13 protein-coding genes are annotated in these 18,708 nt (G+C 63.4%); 3 read left to right on the top strand and 10 right to left on the bottom strand.

Annotated elements, in window-relative coordinates:
• Positions 1–2: 2 nt before the first annotated feature.
• From cmoB to QN085_RS20415, 7 genes are all read right to left on the bottom strand, one after another.
• Entirely contained in the window at positions 3–959 is a 957-nt protein-coding gene (cmoB, locus tag QN085_RS20445) for a tRNA 5-methoxyuridine(34)/uridine 5-oxyacetic acid(34) synthase CmoB (protein WP_013973989.1), read from the bottom strand.
• Positions 956–1,699 (bottom strand): carboxy-S-adenosyl-L-methionine synthase CmoA, encoded by a 744-nt coding sequence (gene cmoA / locus QN085_RS20440; RefSeq protein ID WP_013973988.1) that lies wholly within the window; start codon positions 1,697–1,699, stop codon positions 956–958. Before cmoA ends, cmoB begins: the two co-directional genes overlap by 4 nt.
• 147 nt (positions 1,700–1,846) lie before the next feature.
• Complete coding sequence (locus QN085_RS20435; protein ID WP_013973987.1) at positions 1,847–2,239, bottom strand: protease inhibitor I42 family protein; 393 nt, start codon at positions 2,237–2,239, stop codon at positions 1,847–1,849.
• Positions 2,240–2,409: 170 nt separating this feature from the next.
• Positions 2,410–4,830, bottom strand: a complete 2,421-nt coding sequence (gene lon / locus QN085_RS20430; RefSeq protein ID WP_013973986.1) for an endopeptidase La — start codon at positions 4,828–4,830, stop codon at positions 2,410–2,412.
• 217 nt (positions 4,831–5,047) lie between these two features.
• Positions 5,048–7,459 carry a glucose/quinate/shikimate family membrane-bound PQQ-dependent dehydrogenase gene (locus QN085_RS20425; protein ID WP_013973985.1) on the bottom strand — a complete coding sequence of 804 codons (2,412 nt, stop codon included), beginning with the start codon at positions 7,457–7,459 and terminating at the stop codon, positions 5,048–5,050.
• Positions 7,460–7,489: 30 nt separating this feature from the next.
• The gene (locus QN085_RS20420; RefSeq protein WP_013973984.1) at positions 7,490–8,824 is read right to left on the bottom strand and encodes a carbohydrate porin; all 1,335 of its coding nucleotides are present in this window, start codon (positions 8,822–8,824) and stop codon (positions 7,490–7,492) included.
• Between the two features lie 301 nt (positions 8,825–9,125).
• The gene (locus QN085_RS20415) at positions 9,126–11,177 is read right to left on the bottom strand and encodes a TonB-dependent receptor (RefSeq protein WP_023661018.1); all 2,052 of its coding nucleotides are present in this window, start codon (positions 11,175–11,177) and stop codon (positions 9,126–9,128) included.
• 165 nt (positions 11,178–11,342) lie between these two features.
• On the opposite strand from QN085_RS20415, the gene QN085_RS20410 reads away from it, so the two are divergent.
• The gene (locus QN085_RS20410; protein ID WP_003252112.1) at positions 11,343–11,564 is read left to right on the top strand and encodes a VF530 family protein; all 222 of its coding nucleotides are present in this window, start codon (positions 11,343–11,345) and stop codon (positions 11,562–11,564) included.
• Between the two features lies 1 nt (position 11,565).
• Positions 11,566–12,201, top strand: coding sequence for a Pr6Pr family membrane protein (locus tag QN085_RS20405; RefSeq protein WP_013973982.1), 636 nt, complete (start codon positions 11,566–11,568; stop codon positions 12,199–12,201).
• A gap of 58 nt (positions 12,202–12,259) precedes the next feature.
• Here QN085_RS20405 and QN085_RS20400 read toward each other — a convergent pair whose 3' ends face one another.
• From QN085_RS20400 to QN085_RS20390, 3 genes are all read right to left on the bottom strand, one after another.
• A complete protein-coding gene (locus tag QN085_RS20400) occupies positions 12,260–13,021 on the bottom strand; it encodes a siderophore-interacting protein (protein ID WP_013973981.1) in 762 nt (253 codons plus the stop codon).
• Positions 13,014–13,559 (bottom strand): PadR family transcriptional regulator, encoded by a 546-nt coding sequence (locus tag QN085_RS20395; RefSeq protein ID WP_013973980.1) that lies wholly within the window; start codon positions 13,557–13,559, stop codon positions 13,014–13,016. Before QN085_RS20395 ends, QN085_RS20400 begins: the two co-directional genes overlap by 8 nt.
• Positions 13,560–13,648: 89 nt before the next feature.
• Positions 13,649–16,798, bottom strand: coding sequence for a transglycosylase domain-containing protein (locus QN085_RS20390; protein WP_041505630.1), 3,150 nt, complete (start codon positions 16,796–16,798; stop codon positions 13,649–13,651).
• A gap of 476 nt (positions 16,799–17,274) precedes the next feature.
• Between QN085_RS20390 and QN085_RS20385 the strand changes: the two genes are divergently transcribed.
• Complete coding sequence (locus QN085_RS20385) at positions 17,275–18,693, top strand: amino acid permease (protein WP_013973978.1); 1,419 nt, start codon at positions 17,275–17,277, stop codon at positions 18,691–18,693.
• The last annotated feature ends 15 nt before the right edge of the window (positions 18,694–18,708 follow it).

Genomic DNA, 18,708 nt, shown 5'->3' with positions numbered 1-18,708 from the left:
TTTCATTTGCGTGCCAGCAGGGTGGCGCGGCGTGGAGCCGGCAGGCCTTCGATGGTCTTGCTGTGGTCGTTCGGGTCAAGGAAATCGCCCAACGACTGGTAGCGCATCCACTCGGTGCTGCGCTGTTCCTCGACGCTGGTCACGCTCACGTCGACGCATCGCACATCGCTGAAACCGGCGCGGCGCAACCAGCGCTCCAAGGCCGGTACCGACGGCAGGTACCAGACGTTGCGCATCTGTGCATAGCGGTCCTCAGGTACCAGTACCTGGTTTTCGTCACCCTCGATCACCAGGGTTTCCAGCACCAGTTCCCCGCCTTTTACCAGGCAGTCCTTCAGCGCCAGCAGGTGCTCGATGGGCGAGCGACGGTGATAGAACACCCCCATGGAAAATACCGTGTCGAAACCTTCAAGGTTGGCCGGCAGGTCTTCCAGGGCGAACGGCAGGTGCCAGGCGGGCAGCTCTGGCAGGTATTGCTGGACGGCCTGGAACTGGCAGAAGAACAGCCAGTTGGGATCGACGCCAATCACCATGTCGGCACCGGCACCGAGCATGCGCCACTGGTAGTAGCCGTTGCCGCAGCCCACGTCGAGCACGCGCTTGCCCTTGAGGTCCAGGTGCGGTCCAACCCGCGACCATTTCCAGTCCGAACGCCATTCAGTGTCCACATGCACGCCGAACAGGTCGAAGGGGCCTTTGCGCCAAGGCGACAGGCCCATCAGTGCCTGATGCATCTGCGCGCGGGTCGCGTCGTCGCAATCGCAGTCCAGGCGCAGCCCGTTGACCAGGTCGACTTCGCTCGGCTGTAGGGCGGGCAGGGCCTCCAGCGCACCGCGCCAGCGGTCGAGGTCACCGTGACCCTTCTCCAGCTTGGCTTCCAGTTGCGCTTGCAGGCCTTGCGACCAGGAAGCCAGGGGCGTGCCCGCCAGGCGACGGACGAGGGGGGACAGATCGATCATGGCAGGGCAATCAACGAGGCGAAGTTAAGGCATTGGAACCAGGGCACCACCTTCGAGAAACCGGCTGCACGCAGGCGTGCCTGGTGGGCTTCGAGGGTGTCGGGTTTCATCACGTTCTCGATGGCGCTGCGCTTCTGGGCAATTTCCAGTTCGCTGTAGCCATTGGCACGTTTGAAGTCCAGGTGCAGTTCATTGAGCAGGTCCTGCTGTTCCGCATCGGCGAAGCGCAGTTTTTCCGAGAGGATCAGCGCACCACCGGGCAAAAGCGCCTGGCGGATGCGGCCAAGCAGTTCCAGACGCTGGTCGGGGGCGACGAATTGCAGGGTGAAGTTCATCGCCACCACCGAGGCGGGCTCGAATGGCAGGGCCAGGATGTCGGCTTCCAGCACCTGCACTGGCAGCAGTTCCTGGAACATCGAGTCCTGGGCAGTGAGGTACTGGCGGCAACGCTCGACCATCGCCGCGGAGTTGTCCACGGCAATCACCCGGCAGCCATCACTGCGCACATGGCGGCGCAGCGACTGGGTAACGGCACCCAACGAGGCACCGAGGTCGTACAACGCGGTGTGCGGCTGGGCGAAGCGCGCGGCCAGCACGCCGAGGTTCTCGACGATGGTCGGGTAGCCTGGCACCGAGCGCTTGATCATGTCCGGGAACACGCGCACCACATCCTCGTTGAAGACGAAGTCGGGCACTTGCTCCAGGGGCTGGGCGAAAAGGCGGTCGGGTTGTTTGCTCACGGGAGGGCTCGATACAGGGTGAAACGGAGGCGCATTTTAGCCAAAGGCCGCGATTCTTGCCATGGCAGCGCTTCAGGGGCGGGGCGCCGAGGGGCCTCTGCCCCTAACAAGTGGCCGTTCAGGTTGCCCGGGACGGAGCTGCGGCCTTTAGCGGACGATGATCTTGCAGTCGAAGGTTTGTACGGGCGCAATATCTGCGGCCCACGGCTGCTGGTACACAAGCACCAACTGGCCATCGCCGGTACCACTGGCCTGGTAGCGCCAGGTGGAGACACCGGCATTGCCGACCAGGTCTTCCTCCTCGGGAGCGCTGTACACCTCCGGGCCAAGGCTGCGCAGTACATTGGCGGCGGGGTTTTCGACGCGCCAGCGATAGCCGGTGGATGGGTTGCTGGGCAGGGTCAGTGTCAGCACCTGGCCAACCTGCAGGCGTGTCGGGCATTCGCTTTCTGCGTCCAGTTCGACGGGTTGCGTAGGCTGTTGAGCGCAGGCGGAAATCAGGGCGAAGCTCAGGGGAACGAGCAGACGAGGGGCGGTCATGTTGGCTCCGGAGGCTGGCGATGGCCTGAGGATAACCGATGATCGAGGAAATTTGTGTTGCCTGTGCCGGCCCTTTCGCGGGTAAACCCGCTCCCACAGTGATCTCACTGGGCTCAAGCCCTGCGCTATCCCTGTGGGAGCGGGTTTACCCGCGAAGGGGCCGGTGCTGGCTAGAACAGCACTTTGGCTACATCGGCGAAGCGCTTGGCGAAATGCACGGTCAGGCCTTCGCGCAGGTAGTCCGGCAGTTCCTCATAGTCCCCACGGTTAGGCTCCGGCAAGATCAGCTCGAAGATCTTCTGCCGCCGTGCTGCAATCACCTTCTCGCGCACACCGCCAATCGGCAGGACCTGCCCGGTCAGGGTCAGCTCGCCAGTCATGGCCACCCCTTTTTTCGGCGCCTGGTCACGGGCCAGCGATAGCAGGGCGCTGGCCATGGTGATACCGGCACTCGGGCCGTCCTTGGGCGTGGCGCCTTCGGGCACGTGCAGGTGAATGAACGCTTCGTTGAAGAAACCAGGGTCACCACCAAACTGCTTGAGGTTGGAGCTGACGTAGCTATAGGCGATTTCGGCCGACTCTTTCATCACCTCACCCAGCTTGCCGGTCAGCTTGAAGCCGCGGTTGAGGCTGTGGATGCGGGTGGCTTCGATCGGCAGCGTGGCGCCGCCCATGCTGGTCCAGGCCAGGCCGGTGATCACGCCTTTGCCGGCCAGCACCTGCTCGCTGCGGAACACGGGCATGCCGAGCGCAGTTTCCAGGTCTTTGGTGCCGATCTTCAGCTTGGCTTCGGGGTTGTCCAGCAACTTGACCACTGCCTTGCGCACCAGCTTGCCCAGTTGTTTCTCCAATTGGCGTACCCCGGCTTCGCGGGCATAGCCTTCGATCACCGCGCGCAGGGCGCTGTCGCTGATGCCGAGGCTGGTCTTGGCCACGCCAGCCTTTTCCAGCTGTTTTGGCCACAGGTGGCGCTTGGCGATGGCCAGTTTCTCTTCGGTGATATAGCCGGACAGGCGGATCACTTCCATGCGGTCGAGCAACGGCCCGGGGATCGAGTCCAGGGTGTTGGCGGTGCACACGAACAGCACCTTGGACAGGTCCAGGCGCAGGTCGAGGTAGTGGTCGAGGAAGTCGACGTTCTGCTCCGGGTCCAGGGTTTCCAGCAGCGCTGAAGCCGGGTCGCCCTGATAGCTCTGGCCCATCTTGTCGATCTCGTCGAGCATGATCACCGGGTTCATCACTTCGACGTCCTTCAGGGCCTGCACCAGCTTGCCGGGCTGGGCGCCGATGTAGGTGCGGCGATGGCCCTTGATCTCGGCCTCGTCACGCATGCCGCCGACACTGAAACGGTAGAACGGCCGGCCGAGCGATTCGGCGATGGATTTGCCGATGCTGGTCTTGCCTACCCCGGGCGGGCCCACCAGCAGCACGATCGAGCCGCTGATCTCGCCTTTCCAGGCGCCCACGGCAAGGAACTCGAGAATGCGCTCCTTGATGTCATCGAGGCCGGCGTGGTGCTGGTCGAGGACCTTGCGCGCGTGGTTGAGGTCGAGCTTGTCCTTGCCGTACACACCCCAGGGCAGGGCGGTTGCCCAGTCCAGGTAGTTACGGGTGACGGCGTATTCGGGCGAGCCGGTTTCGAGGATGGCCAGCTTGCCCATCTCTTCGTCGATGCGCTTGCGCGCCTGGTCCGGCAGGGTCTTGCCCTCGAGGCGCTGCTCGAACTGCTCCAGGTCGGCGCTGCGGTCGTCCTTGGTCAGGCCCAGCTCCTGCTGTATGACCTTGAGCTGTTCCTTGAGGAAGAACTCGCGCTGGTGCTCGCCGATCTGCCGGTTGACTTCGGCCGAGATCTCGTTCTGCAGGCGCGCGACCTCGACTTCCTTGCGCAGCATCGGCAGGACCTTTTCCATGCGCTTGAGCATGGGGACGCAGTCGAGCACTTCCTGCAACTGGTTGCCGGTGGCCGAGGTGAGGGCGGCGGCGAAGTCGGTGAGCGGCGAGGGGTCGTTGGGGCTGAAGCGGTTGAGGTAGTTTTTCAGCTCTTCGCTGTACAGCGGGTTGAGTGGCAGCAGTTCCTTGATCGCGTTGATCAGCGCCATGCCATAGGCCTTGACCTCGTCGGTCGGCTCGGCGGGCTGGCGCGGGTATTCGACCTCTACAAGGTACGGCGGGCGGTGGTGCTTGAGCCAGGTACGGATGCGCACCCGGGTCAGGCCCTGGGCGACGAACTGCAGCTTGCCGTTTTCGCGGCTGGCGTGGTGCACCTTTACCAGCGTGCCGTACTGCGGCAGCGCCGAGGTATCGAAGTGGCGGTGGTCTTCTGGCGGGGTATCCATGAAGAACAGGGCCAGGCTGTGGTCCGGCGACTTGGCTACCAAGTCCAGGGTTTCTGCCCAAGGGTCTTCATTGACGATGACCGGCAGCACCTGGGCCGGGAAGAACGGACGGTTGTGGATCGGGATCACGTAGACCTTGTCCGGCAGCTGCTGGCCGGGCAGGGCGAGGGCGTGGCCGGTTTCGGCCTGGGGTGTGGTGTGTTCGACTTCGCTGTGTTCGTCGGGATGTTCCGGGAAATCCTGCTGGTCGCTCATGGGGCACCTGCGTGAATGACTATGGTGCTTAGATGGGGCGCGGGGGGATGGGTTTCAATGGTAGTTGAAGGGTGCAGAGAGGAGTGATGCCTGTACCGGCCTCTTCGCGGGTAAACCCGCTCCCACAGGTACGGCGCCGAACTTGGGGGCAGCGCCGTACCTGTGGGAGCGGGTTTACCCGCGAATGCGGCAGCAGGTTCACTGCCGCATCTCTGGATTACTCAGCCAGTTTGTAAGCGATGATGTAGTCGCCCATCCTGGTGCCCAGCGAGCCATGCCCGCCGGCAGTCACCAGCACGTACTGCTTGCCATCCTTGCCGGTGTAGGTCATCGGCGTGGCCTGGCCACCCGCGGGCAGGCGGGCTTTCCACAGTTCCTTGCCGTTGTTCACGTCATAGGCGCGCAGGTACTGGTCCAGGGTACCGCTGAGGAAGCCGACGCCACCAGCGGTGACGATCGAACCGCCCATGCTCGGCACGCCAACCGGCAGGCCGATCGGCACCGGGGTGCTGTCGCGGGTGGTGCCGTTCTTGTGCTTCCACACTACCTTGTTGGTGAACAGGTCGATGGCGGCGACATAGCCCCAGGCCGGGGCCTGGCACGGTACGCCCAGGGGCGACATGAACGGGTGCATGGTCACTGCGTACGGTGCGCCGGTGTTCGGCTGCACGCCGCTGGTCTCGCTTTCGCGCTTGCTGCCCTCGGCCACCTGCTCACGCGGGATCATCTTCGACACGAAGGCCATGTAGTTGGGCGAGGTGAACAGCAGTTGGCGCACCGGGTCGACCGACACGCTCCCCCAGTTGAACACACCGACGTTGCCCGGGTAGACCAGCGAGCCTTGCTCGGACGGTGGAGTGTATTGGCCTTCGTAACGCAGTTCGCGGAACTGGATGCGGCACAGCATCTGGTCGAACGGCGTGGCGCCCCACATGGCCTGTTCGGTCAGCTCAGGGCCGAGCAGGTTGAGGTCGGAGCGGGCCTGGGTCGGCGAGGTGTGGTCGCCCTTCACCGCACCTTGAGGGGTGGGGATCTCGCGGATCGGCACGATCGGCGTACCGTCGCGACGGTCGAGCACGTACAGGCTGCCTTGCTTGGTCGGCACGATGATTGCCGGCTTCACGCCATCGTCGGTCTTCAGGTGGACCAGGGTCGGCTGGCTGCCGACGTCCATGTCCCACAGGTCGTGGTGGGTGAACTGATAGTTCCAGCGAGCCTTGCCGGTGGCCAGGTCGAGTGCGACCACGCCGGCGCTGTACTTCTCGGCGCCCGGGGTGCGGTCGGCGCCCCACTGGTCCGGGGTCTGGTTGCCCAGTGGCAGGTAGATCATGCCGAGGTCTTCGTCGACGCTGGCGATCGACCACATGTTGGCCGAGTTGCGGCTGTACATCTTGCCGGGGGCCAGTGGCTGGGTGTCGTCCGGGTTGTTGCTGTCCCAGTTCCACACCAGGTGACCATCGTGTACATCGTAGGCGCGGATCACGCCGGATGGCTCGTTGGTCGACTCGTTGTCAGTGACATGGCCACCGATGATTACCAGATCGCGGGTGATCGCGGCAGGCGAGGTGGAGTAGTAGCCGCCAGCGGTGAACGGGCCGATGCCGGTGGTGAGGTCGATCACGCCCTGGTTGGCGAAGCCTTCGCAGACCTTGCCGTTGTCGGCATTGATGGCGATCAGGCGGGCGTCCGCAGTCGGCAGGTAGAGGCGGCGAGGGCAGGCCTGGGCCACGGCTTGGCCGGCGTCGGTAATTTTCGGTGCCGGGCTGCCGTCGCGGCTGACGTAACGGTTTTCGTCATAGTACGAAACGCCACGGCAGGTCATGTGGGCAAAGCCTTTGAAGGTGCCGACGGGGCTCTTGACCTGTGGATCAAAGCGCCAGATTTCCGCGCCGGTGTCCGGGTCCAGGGCCAGCAAGCGGCTATGCGCGGTGCAGGCATAGAGCATGCCGTTGACCTTCAGTGGGGTGTTCTGGTTGGTCAGCTCCACAGGGTCGTTTTCGGTCGGCAGGTCACCGGTGCGGATGCGCCAGGCCTCTTCCAGGCGGTAAGCGTTCTGCGGGGTGATCTGGCGCAGTGGCGAATAGCGGTCGCCGTGCTCGGTGCGGCCGTAGGCCTGCCATTCACCGTCGGGCATGGCCGGGGCGGCGCTGGCCATTTCGCTGCTGTCGCGGCCCAGTTCGCCAAACACTTCACCGGGGTGGGTGAACTGGCTGCCCAGGGCACAAGCGCCAGATGCTACCACTGCAACGCCGAGCAGCGCAGTGTTGGCCTTGCTGGCCGGGCCGACCAGCGGACGACGCGCCCAAGGCAGCAGCAGGACCACGCCGATGGCAAACCAGATGGCCAGGCGTGGCACCAGTTGCCACCAGTCCAGGCCCACTTCGAACAGGGCCCATGCGGTGCTGCCCAGCAGTACCAGGCCGTACAGCCCCAGGGCGATGCGGCGTTGGGCCAGCAGCAGGATACCCGACAGGGCAAAGCCGATTCCGGCGATCAGGTAGTAAAGCGATCCGCCCAGCTGGCTCAGCTTGATGCCGCCAGCCAGCAGGGCCAGGCCCATCAGCAACAGCAGCGCGCCGATCAGGCGCGGTAGCCAGCGGCTTCCATTGTTGGCACCTTCAGTGCTCATCGTAGGTTCTCCGTCAGGTCAAGAAAGGGGTTAGAAACTGCTCTGGATCTTCAGGCCGCCGATCAGGGCGCCATCGACTTGCGACACCCCGCCCGGGTGGCGGATGTACTGCAGGTTGGGGCGTACCGTGAGCCAGTCGGCCAAGTGGATGCCGTAATACAGCTCGGCGCTGTACTCAGTGTCCTGTACCGGCAGGAAACCGGGGTTGTCATAGTCGTCGATGCCGGCGGCCTGGTTGACCAGACGCGCGTTCTTGCGATAGGCAGGGTTGACGTGCACGCGGGCGAGGGCGAAACCGATGTCGTCCTTGGCGCGGGCGTCGAATGGCCCTTTGTATACCAGTCCTGCCTGAACATAGTTGTCGATGGCATTGGTCTTCTTGTCGTGCACCGTGGCGTTGGCGAACAGGCTCAGGCCACGCGACTGGTCGGACGCCAGCGAAGTCACCTGCTGCTGGGCGCCGAGCCACAAGCCGTGCTTGCTCGAACTGCTGCGGTAGGCGGCGCCGCTGAGGGCTGCCGGCTGGCCATTGCTGTCCTTGAGAACATCCTGTGCCTTGGCATTACTGTAGTAGTAGCCGGCGCGATATTCCCCTTTCAGGCCATTGACCTGCGGGCTCCATACCAGTTCGATCGGCATTACCGCGCCTTGGGTGCCGCTGCCGCTGAGCTTGAAGCCGTTGCCCGACTCCAGGTTGGAGGGGTTCTGCTCGTACACGCCGACCTGGGCGTAGAGCGCATCGCTGAGGTTGTAGCGGACGCGCAGGGCCCACTGGCTGACCGGCCAGTTGTACCAGATGCCACCTACCCAGTTGCCTACCTGCGAGCCGCAGAAGGCCAGGTTCTGGAAGTCGCAGGGGAAGCTGTTGAAGTCTTCGCCTTCGCCGAAACGGCCGAATTTCACATCCAGTGCGCCATCGAAGTACTTCTGCTTGATCCACATCTGCGTCAGCCGCCAGGTTTCGCCACGGCCCCAGACCTCCTGGGCCGAGGTGAAGCCGCCGACACGCGGGTCGTTGATACGGTCGTTGCTGATGTTGTCGCCGTGTCGCTCGGTAATGGTCAGCTGGAATTCGGTGTCGTTCCAGCCGAGGATCTTCTCCAGGTCCAGGTGGCTGCCGAAGGTGAACTGGTCGCTGTAGCGCGCGGTGCGGTCGTGATCGTAGCCACCGTGCAGGTTGCTGCCCATCTCGCCGGTGTAGCCGAGGGTGAAGTCGTAGCCTTTTTCCAGCAGTTCGCTGCGGGTGCCACCCCAGTCGCCGAGCATCCATGGCGAATCGCTGGCGAACATCTCGCTGGCGCTGCTGGGAGCCGCCAGGGCGCTGAGGGCAAGGCCGATGTAACAGGTTTTGGGCAGTTGGAGCATGAGATAGCGCTATCTTTTGATTATTGAATAAACGGCAGGCGCATCGAAGGGCGGGCCCCTCAATGAATATGGCGACAAGATGGTTTCGATGAAGCGATTCAGCTTGCGGCGGGGAGGATATAGGGGAAGTTGTAAGAAAAAAAGACAAATTGTCGCAGTGAATTGTTGCTGATATGGCAACAGTCCAGAGCTTGCGAGCTCTTTGTGGGAGCGGGCGCGCCCGCGAACACCGGCGGAGCCGGTCATCCACCGCGTCGGTTTCTTCGCGGGCATGCCCGCTCCCACAGATACTGATTTGCAATCAGAAGGTGGTACGCAGACCCACTTCCACACTACGCCCCGGCGCCGGGGCGATGTCGCGCAGGATCGAACTGGCATAGCGCACGGTCTGGTCCGTCAGGTTTTCGCCGCGCACAAACGCCATCCACTGGCTCTGGCCAACTTCGAAGCGGTAACCAACGCTGGCCCCTAGCGTGGTATAGCCATCAGTGCTGGTTTCGTTGGCCGGTTTGCGATGCTGAGACGCAGCGTGTTGCACGTCGACCCGCGCCTGCCAGCGGTCCAGCTCCCAGACCAGGCCGCTGTTCAGGCGCAGCGGGGCGATGCGGGGCAGCGGCTCGCCACTGTCCAGGTTCTTGGCCCGGGTGTAGTCACCAGACACTTCCAACGCGAAGCTGCCGTAACGGTTCTCGGCCAGCTGCCAGCGATCCTGGGCCTCGATGCCATAGAATCGCGCCCGCACGCCCTGATACTGGTACTCCGGGAAACCGCCGTGGTCATGATCGTGATCATGGTCGTGGTCATCCTCATCATGATCGTGGTCATGCCCCTCGCGGTTGTTGCCGGTGCTGATCAGGCCGATGTAGTTGCGGAAGTGGCTGTAGAACACCCCGACACTGCCCTTGTGGGTGCCGTTGTCGAAACGCAGGGCCAGGTCGGCGGAAACGGCTTTTTCCTTGTTCAGGCTGGCATCGCCGACTTCAAAGGCTCCGGTGGCCACGTGGGCACCATTGGCATACAGCTCGTAGAAGGTCGGGGCGCGCTCGGTGTAGCCGAGGTTGGCGGCCAGCGACCAGACCGGGTCGAGCTGGTACACCGCCCCGGAAGACAGACTGAAGGCGTTGAAACTGCTGGCGCTGTCGGCGTCGGCGAAGTTCTCGTTGCCTTTGGCATCCGGATCGACCCGGGTGTGCTCCATGCGTGCACCCAGGCTCAGGTTGAGGCGCTCGGTGGCTTGCCACTGCTCCAGCATGAACAGCGCCAGGCTGTCGGTGTCGGTGTGCGGGACGAAGGCTTCCTCGCCCAACGCGGAGAATTCGTTGCGGCTGACCTGGGCACCGATCACGCCTTCTACCGGCCCGAGCGGTTGGTGGCGAGCTTCGATACGTGCTTCATAGCCCTTGTTCCTGAAGGTGGTGTGGACCTCGCCTTCTTCGACTTCACGATGCTCGTAGTCGGTGTAGCCGGCATCGACCTTGATCGAAGTGAGCGGGCCGTCCAGATCGCGCAGCTCGGAGGCGAAGGCGTAATGGTCCTGCTTCATGTCCAGGCGCACACCTGGCTCGGCCACCGAGCCATAGTTACTTTCGTAGCGGCTGTACGACAGGCCGGCGTAACCGTGGTCCCAATGGTAGGCGCCACCCAGGGCGCCACCGTCCTGGCGGCCATCGCTGTTTTCCAGGCGGTGCTTGCTGCCGGGTTCGTCGGCATCGCGCACCTTGGAACTGCGCGCGTAACCGGGGATGCGCAGGTCGTTGAACTGGCGGCTGTTGGCATCCAGGTGCAGGGCGAAGGCACCGTTGCCGGCTTCCAGCTTGCCAGCGCTGCTGCGGGTGGTATCGGCGCCGCCGTAGCGCAGTTCACCGGCACCGTGGATGCCCTCGATGGGGGCATCCGGGATGCGGTTGTCGAAGGTATTGACCACGCCGCCGATGGCGTTGCCGCCGTAGAGCAGGGCGGCTGGGCCACGGACGATCTCGACACGGTCGACGGTCACCGGGTCCAGCGGCACGGCGTGGTCGTAGGACAGTGATGAAGCGTCGAGGGCGCCGACGCCATTGCGCAGGATGCGAATGCGGTCGCCATCCAGGCCACGAATTACCGGGCGACTGGCGCCAGGGCCGAACCAGGTGGAGGCGACTCCGGGCTGCTTGTTCAGGGTTTCACCGAGGCTGCCGTGCTGCTGTTGCAGCAGGTTGTCGCCTTCGAGCACGGTGCTGGGGGCGGCCAGCTGGCTGTTACCCAAAGGGTTGGCGGTGATGACCTGGGGTTCGAGCTCCACCGCTTGGCTGGGTGGTGCGGCAAGCCAGAGCGCGACGGCGAGGGGAGAGAGGCGAAGCGGTGTGTACAGCATGGGGATGGGGCGTTCCTTGGCAGATGCTTTTTTATTGTTACAATATAACATCTCTATTTCAGCACAGAGGTTTTGCGCCTGGCCAGCGGTTTTTCTGTTGACTCACCTGATCCCACCCACCACTACACTCGTGTAAGGTGCGCATCTTTCCTACGGAGCACTGGCATGAGCACGGCCCAACACAACGCGCTGCACGGCAAGACCCTCGAACAGATCCTCACCGAGCTGGTGGCGCACTACCAATGGCAGGGCCTGGCCGAGCGCATCGATGTGCGCTGCTTCAAAAGCAACCCGACCATCAAGTCGAGCCTGACCTTCCTGCGCAAGACGCCGTGGGCACGGGAAAAGGTCGAGCAGCTGTACGTGAAGCTGCAGCGTCAGGCCTGACATGCCGAGTCGCCCCTGGCTGACCGGCATGGCCGTGCTGGGCTGGTTCGGCCTGACCGTGCAGGTGTATCTGGTGCTGCTGGCGCGCTGGCAGGAGCAGGCCAGCCTGGTGGGTGGCCTGATCAATGTGTTCGGGTATTTCACCGTGTTGACCAACACCTTGGTGGCAACGGTGCTCAGTTATGCGGCGTTTGGCCGGGAAGGCCGTGCCAAACGCTTTTTCCTGTCGCCTTCGGTGAGTTCCGCAGTGGCTGCCAGCATCGTGCTGGTGGCATTGGCCTACAGCGTGCTTTTGCGTCACTTGTGGCAACCGCAGGGCTGGCAATGGCTGGCGGACGAGTTGCTGCACGATGTGATGCCCGTGCTATATGCCTTGTACTGGTGGTGCGAGGTGCCCAAGGGCAGGTTGCGGCTATGGCATCTGCTGGTCTGGGCGGTTTACCCGGCGACGTATTTTGCCTACGCGCTTTGGCGTGGGAGCGAGATTGGCGTGTATGCCTACCCGTTCATCGACGTGGCGAGTCTGGGGTATGGGCAGGTAGTGCTCAATGCCGTGGGGGTGTTGGCGGGGTTCTGGGGTATTGGGCTGGTGTTGCTGGGGCTGGATCGGTGGCGGGGGCTGCACAGATTGGCTTGACCTGCACTGGCCCTATCGCCGGCTTGCCGGCGATAGGGCCCATGCAGGCAATAAACAATCATTCGTCGTCCGCAGTCCCGTCGGCACGCCAGTAGGCCACAGCCTTGAGCGCATCCTCAGGCAAGCCTTTCTCCAGCAACAGTGCCTTGGCCTGCCGGCTCAGGGCTTTTTCCAGTGCCACCCAGCCGTACAACCGGCCCTGCGGCAAGGTCAGGTTCTTCACTAGTGCCAGCAAGTCCTCCTGTTGGCGACGTACCCAGATCACCTCAACCTGTGCCTTGCTCGGCAGTGGCTGGCGTTCCTGCTCGTCTTCGATCTGGATAACCGCCAGCACCTGACGGCCCGCAGGCAACTCCTCCAGGCGGCGGCCAATGGCCGGGATGGCAGTTTCGTCACCGATCAGCAGGTAGCTGTCGAAGATGTCCGGCACCACCATCGAAGCCCGCGGCCCGGCAATGTTCAGGGTTTGCCCGGGTGCGGCCTGGGCGGCCCAGGTGGATGCAGGGCCATCGCCGTGCAGCACGAAGTCGATGTCCAGTTCATTGGCCACCAGGTCGATGCGCCGTGGCGTGTATTCGCGCATGGTAGGCCGTGCGCCACCTTCTCGGCCCAGGTTGCGAGCCTCGATGGCTTGCTTTTGCTCCGGCGTTTCGGCGAACAGCAGCTTGATATGGTCGTCGCTGCCCACGCTGGTGAAACCTTGCAGCTCGGCACCCCCGAGAGTGATGCGGCGCATGCGCGGGGTCAGTTCGGTGACCCGCAGCACCTGCAGGCGGCGTTGGCGGATTTCGTGGTTGACGCGGTGAATGGTGTCACTCATGGGGTGTCTCCGGGACAGGTTCGGCCGGCCCGGAGGCGATGGCCTTGGCGGTGTGGTTGAGCAGGTCGCGGACCCGCTCGATTTCTTCCGGAGCCCAGCGGCCACTGTGCATGTGCAGTGCGTGGCGCAGGTTGCCGACCGCTTCATGAATCTCTGGTGGGCGGTCGTGGCCGCGCAGGGCGCGCTTGCTGACTTCGATGCGCATGCGCACGCCGTCCAGCGCGACGGCCTGTTCGGCCAGGGCGGTGCGGCCGGCTTCGGTGATGGCATAGAGGCGTTTGCTGCCCTGCACCTGGCCGCTGATCAGTTCGGCCTCCTCGAGGAAGTTGAGGGTGGGGTAGATCACCCCGGGGCTTGGGCTGTAGCTACCGTCGAACAGGTTTTCGATCTGGCGGATCAGGTCGTAGCCGTGGCCTGGCTGCTCGGCGAGCAGGGCCAGCATCAGCAGCTTGAGGTCGCCGGGAGCGAAGACGCGCGGGCCGCGTTCGCCACGACCTGGGCGCCGCTCGAAGGGGTCATGGGGGGTATGTTCGCGCATGGGGGCAGGGCTCCGTCGTTTGCGATATATCGTAAGATATTACTCAAGATATATCTAAAGACAAGCCCTCAATTGCAGATGATTATCATCTATTCGTTCGATGTGTCCCCTTGCGGTGTGGCTGTATGCACGGCAACCTGCGGCGGCTTGCACTCGTTCGGATTGCCCGGTTGCAGGTAAGGCATGAGAATCGGAGCCATGCCCTTGAGCACCTGCACCGGCAGCGCCGAGGTGAACTTGAAGGCCTCTGCCGAGCGCCCCGGCACGAATGCGGTCAAGGTGCCGAAATGGTTGTCGCCCAGGAAGAACACGAAGGTAGCGGTACGGTTCAGCGAGCGCGAGCCGATCAGTCGGCCGCCAGCACCAAAGCTTTCGATGCGGTTGTCACCGGTACCGGTCTTGCCGCCCATCACCAATGGCGTGCCGTCCTGCAGCTTGAAACTGCCGGAAATACGCCGCGCGGTGCCCGCATCCACCACCTGCGACATGGCGCCTTTGAGGGCGCGCGCCACTTCGACCGGCAGAATCCGCACACCCCGGTCCGGGTCGGTGACCAGCTTGGTCTCGTAAGGCGTGTTGGCAGCGAAGTGCAGGGTGTCGATCCGCAAGGTCGGCAGGCGCACACCGTCGTTCTGGATGATGCCGACCAGTTCGGAGAGGGCGGCGGGGCGATCGCCCGAGCTGCCGATGGCGGTGGCCAGCGAGGGTACCAGGTGGTCGAATGGATAGCCCACGCGCTTCCAGCGCTGGTGAATGTCGAGGAACGCTTCGATTTCGACCATGGTGCGAATGCGGCTGTCACGGGCGCCCTGATGGCGGCTCTTGAACAGCCAACCATATACCTCCTGGCGCTCGAAGCGGCTGGCATTGACCATTTCGGTCAAGGTCGAACCCGGGTTCTTCAGCAGGTAACCCAACAGCCACAAGTCCAGCGGGTGGACCTTGGCGATATAGCCTTGGTCGGGCAGGTCGTACTTGCCCGGGCCATAGGCGTCGTACATCTCCGACAGGCGGCCATCGGTCAGTTTGCCCAGGACGATCTTGTCACCCTTGAGGTGGGCGCGGACGAAGGCGTTGAAGGTTTCCTGGCCAGCCTCGGGGAACAGGTAGCGGTGCACGGCCGCCAACCGTTGCGGGGTCACGCGCATGCTGTCGAGGAAGGTGTCCAGGCGCTGCTGCGAGGTCTTGCGCTGGTATTTCTTCCAGAAGCGCATCAGGTAGTTGGTGCCTTCTTTGTCGGCGAAACGGGCCAGGTATTCCTGGCGGCGCGGGTCGGAGTCGTCCTTGAGCAGCGGCACGCGGTTGTACGGTTGCTGGTAGGTCACGTAGCGCACCAGGTCGCGCATCAGGCGGATGAACGGCAGGTTGATCGATTCGCGCAATGCATCCTTGAGGGTTGGGTTGCGGCTGTTGTCTTCCTTGCGGAAGTTGTTGAACACATGCATGCCGCCGCCGGTGAAGAAGGCTTCGCCGGTGTTGGCCGAATACTTGCGTTCCAGCGCGGCATCGAGCATGGCGTCCAGGCTCTGGTTCTTGCTGTTCTGCGCCAGCCATTCCAGCGACCACTGGCTGATGCGGTCGAGTTCGGCGACTTCGACTTTCTTCAACTCGGCGGCTGGCTTGCCGGCGTATTTGTCGTGCAGTTCGGCGATGATCTCCAGATAGGTGGTGAGCACCCGCAACTTGGCGGTTGAACCCAGCTCCAGCTTGCTGCCTTCGTTGATGTCGAATGGCTGGTCGGTGCTGTCGGTCTGCACCCGCACCCGCGAGCCGTCGGCGGTGCGCTCGAACAAGGTGAAGCTGTAGCTCACCTGATCGGTGGTCTTGGCGGTGAGCAGGCGTTCGCCGATCAAGCCGATCTGCGCCGCGAATTCAGGGTCGGCAAGGTTTTTCAGGTACTGGCTGACCTGCAGCTGCAGGTCGGACTGCAGGGTGCTGGTGGCCGACACATCCAGCCGGTCGAGATCGTACAGCGGGCGGTTGAGCATCGCTGCCAGGCGGTTGCGCGCCAGGCTGATGCCCTTGTTGGTGACGATCGGCACGATGGTCGGTTGCGCCACCCAGTCGCGGTATACCGCCTTGCTGGCCAGTGCAGCGTCGGCCAGTGGCTGCTCGATGACCTTGTTGGCGGCCAGCACGCGGATGTGCGCGTCGGTCAGTTCGGCCAGTTCGAGCCGCCCCTTGGACAGGTAGTGCGACGGCCGGCGCTGGGCAATCATCAGCGACAGCACCTGGCGCAGGGCCAGGCCGCGTGCGGCCATGCTCTCAGGGTCGCTGGCGGTGGAACTCAGGGCCTGGTTGACCTGGTCGAAATCGGCGCCGTACCACACCCGCAGGCCTTCGGCCATGCCATGCACTTCGCCATGCCCAGGTACTGCCGACAGAGGCACGCTGTTGAGGTAGTCCCGCACGATGCGCTGGCGCGCCTCGGTTGTATCAGGGCCGCCCTGATAGGCACGCACGCTGGCGGAAATCATCTGGCGGATCTTCTCGGCGCCGGAAACGGTCAGGCCGTCCGGTGAATGGCGGTACTTTTCAAGCTGCGTGGCCAGGGTGCTACCGCCAGCGGACTGGCCGGGCAGGGCCAGGTACTTGGCCACTTGGCTGTAGGCGGCCTTGGCAAAGCGCGGCCAGTCCACGGCCGGGTTGTTGCGCGGGTCCTTGGTGTCGAGCAGGTCGCGGTTCTCGATGAACAGCAGGCTGTTGACGATCACCGGCGGGATCGCCGCAAAGTCCGGGTACAGGTGTTGCGGGTAGTTGTACTGGTACAGCATGTCGCCGCGGCAGTCGGTGATCGACAGGCCAGCCTGGATTTTCTCGATATAGGGGGCGAACAGCCCATGATCGACGTAGTTCATCAGCGCCGGCGAGAACTTCACCTGCTCGCTGATCAGGTAGTCGCGCTTGAGTAGCCGTGGCAGGAATTCGCCCAGGGCGCTGTAGCCCAGGCGTTTGTCGAACGGCCCTTCGCCGGGGTAGACGATGGCATCGCTGGGGCCTGGTTGCAGCGAATAGGTGAGGGTGCTGGCCAGCTTGCTGAATTCCCGCGACTGCAGGTTGGAGGTGCGGAATTCGTCATATGCAGCGAAGCCGATGGCAACCAGCGCCACCAGCAGGATGAGGATGATCAGCCGCCACCATAGCCGACGCTGACGGGGGGACTTTGGTTGTGGCGTCTCGGCCGGAGGTATCTCGGGTGCTTCCGTTCTGCTTGGTTCCGATTGCCACAGTGCGCCCATAGTCTTCTATCCGGCCAGGTATTTTCGTCTTGCTTGTCTGAAGCTTAGACGTTGAGCGGGTCAGGTGAAAAATTTGTAAGAGACGGAGAAGGGTGGCGTAGGGCTATGCGGCTTTGGTGTGGGTTTCTTCATACGGCGATGTTGCTATGGTGGCCGGGCGATTTTGGGCCGCTTCGCGCCCCATTCGCAGCACAAGGCTGCTCCTACAGGGGAATGCGTATCCATTGTAGGAGCAGCCTTGTGCTGCGAATGGGGTGCGAAGCGGCCCCAGAGATCTAGCTGAATATTCCTGTTTATACAGCGAAAAAACCTGCAAGGGTCTTCCTATACTGCTCGCCCCCTTCGCCTCGCCGGGCGCTCTATTCCGGCACTCGGGCCGGCCCACAAGGCCAGTTCGGCAAGCCAATGCCACGCCTATCGGCCTGGCTGGTGCTGCACGAAGGTCAAATCCAATAACAAAATGAGGTTGTATTGCTATGCCAGTCGGCAACCACTCTGCCCACGGCCAGGCCGCTGAAGGCGGCCCGCTCAAGCGTGAACTGGGCGAACGGCACATCCGCCTGATGGCGCTGGGCGCCTGTATCGGTGTCGGTCTTTTCCTCGGTTCGGCCAAGGCCATCGAAATGGCCGGCCCCGCCATCATGTTGTCCTATATCATCGGCGGCCTGGCCATCCTGGTGATCATGCGCGCCCTTGGCGAAATGGCCGTGCACAACCCTGTCGCCGGCTCGTTCAGCCGTTATGCCCAGGACTATCTAGGCCCGCTGGCGGGCTTCCTTACCGGCTGGAACTACTGGTTCCTGTGGCTGGTGACCTGCGTTGCCGAAATCACCGCGGTGGCCATCTACATGGGCATCTGGTTCCCCGACGTACCACGCTGGATCTGGGCCCTGGCGGCGCTGGGCAGCATGGGGGCGGTCAACCTGGTGGCCGTCAAGGCCTTTGGTGAATTCGAGTTCTGGTTCGCCCTGATCAAGATCGTCACCATCATCGCCATGGTCCTTGGCGGCATCGGCATCATTGCCTTTGGCTTCGGCAATGACGGCGTGGCAGTGGGTATTTCCAACCTTTGGAGCAACGGCGGCTTCATGCCCAATGGCGTGACCGGCGTGCTGATGTCGCTGCAAATGGTCATGTTCGCCTACCTGGGCGTGGAAATGATCGGCCTGACCGCCGGTGAAGCACGCAACCCGCAAAAGACCATCCCGCAGGCCATCGGCTCGGTGTTCTGGCGCATTCTGCTGTTCTATGTCGGTGCGCTGTTCGTGATCCTGTCGATCTACCCTTGGAGCGAAATCGGCAGCCAGGGCAGCCCGTTCGTCATGACCTTCGAGCGCCTGGGCATCAAGACCGCCGCCGGCATCATCAACTTCGTGGTCATCACTGCAGCGCTGTCGTCGTGCAACGGCGGCATCTTCAGCACCGGGCGCATGCTCTACAGCCTGGCGCAGAACGGCCAGGCCCCGGCGGCCTTCGCCCGTACGTCGAAGAACGGCGTGCCGCGCAACGCGCTGCTGCTATCGATCGGTGCGCTGCTGCTGGGCGTGCTGGCCAACTACCTGGTGCCGGAGAAGGTCTTCGTCTGGGTGACTTCGATCGCCACCTTCGGCGCGATCTGGACCTGGGTGATGATCCTGCTGGCGCAACTGAAGTTCCGCGCCGGCCTGAGCTCCACTGAACGCAAGGCGCTGAAATACCGCATGTGGCTGTGGCCGTTGAGCTCGTATCTGGCGCTGGCCTTCCTGGTGCTGGTGGTCGGCCTGATGGCGTACTTCGAGGATACCCGCGTGGCGCTGTACATCGGCCCGGCGTTCCTGGTGCTGCTGACGGTGCTGTACTACGCATTCCGCCTGGCGCCGAAAGATGCGCAGGGCGTGGCCAGTACTGCTTCCTGATCTGAAATGGCTGGG

The sequence above is a fragment of the Pseudomonas sp. M2(2023) genome, from assembly GCF_030263955.1.
Classification (GTDB): Bacteria; Pseudomonadota; Gammaproteobacteria; order Pseudomonadales; family Pseudomonadaceae; genus Aquipseudomonas; species Aquipseudomonas asiatica.
This window is presented reverse-complemented; position numbering and strand designations above follow the sequence as displayed.

Bases quoted from the DNA above. Each gene is read 5' to 3' on its own strand.
- cmoB (WP_013973989.1), bottom strand. From the start codon at position 959: ATGATCGATCTGTCCCCCCTCGTCCGTCGCCTGGCGGGCACGCCCCTG.
- QN085_RS20435 (WP_013973987.1), bottom strand. From the start codon at position 2,239: ATGACCGCCCCTCGTCTGCTCGTTCCCCTGAGCTTCGCCCTGATTTCC.
- lon (WP_013973986.1), bottom strand. From the start codon at position 4,830: ATGAGCGACCAGCAGGATTTCCCGGAACATCCCGACGAACACAGCGAA.
- QN085_RS20425 (WP_013973985.1), bottom strand. From the start codon at position 7,459: ATGAGCACTGAAGGTGCCAACAATGGAAGCCGCTGGCTACCGCGCCTG.
- QN085_RS20420 (WP_013973984.1), bottom strand. From the start codon at position 8,824: ATGCTCCAACTGCCCAAAACCTGTTACATCGGCCTTGCCCTCAGCGCC.
- QN085_RS20415 (WP_023661018.1), bottom strand. From the start codon at position 11,177: ATGCTGTACACACCGCTTCGCCTCTCTCCCCTCGCCGTCGCGCTCTGG.
- QN085_RS20410 (WP_003252112.1), top strand. From the start codon at position 11,343: ATGAGCACGGCCCAACACAACGCGCTGCACGGCAAGACCCTCGAACAG.
- QN085_RS20405 (WP_013973982.1), top strand. From the start codon at position 11,566: ATGCCGAGTCGCCCCTGGCTGACCGGCATGGCCGTGCTGGGCTGGTTC.
- QN085_RS20400 (WP_013973981.1), bottom strand. From the start codon at position 13,021: ATGAGTGACACCATTCACCGCGTCAACCACGAAATCCGCCAACGCCGC.
- QN085_RS20395 (WP_013973980.1), bottom strand. From the start codon at position 13,559: ATGCGCGAACATACCCCCCATGACCCCTTCGAGCGGCGCCCAGGTCGT.
- QN085_RS20390 (WP_041505630.1), bottom strand. From the start codon at position 16,798: ATGGGCGCACTGTGGCAATCGGAACCAAGCAGAACGGAAGCACCCGAG.
- QN085_RS20385 (WP_013973978.1), top strand. From the start codon at position 17,275: ATGCCAGTCGGCAACCACTCTGCCCACGGCCAGGCCGCTGAAGGCGGC.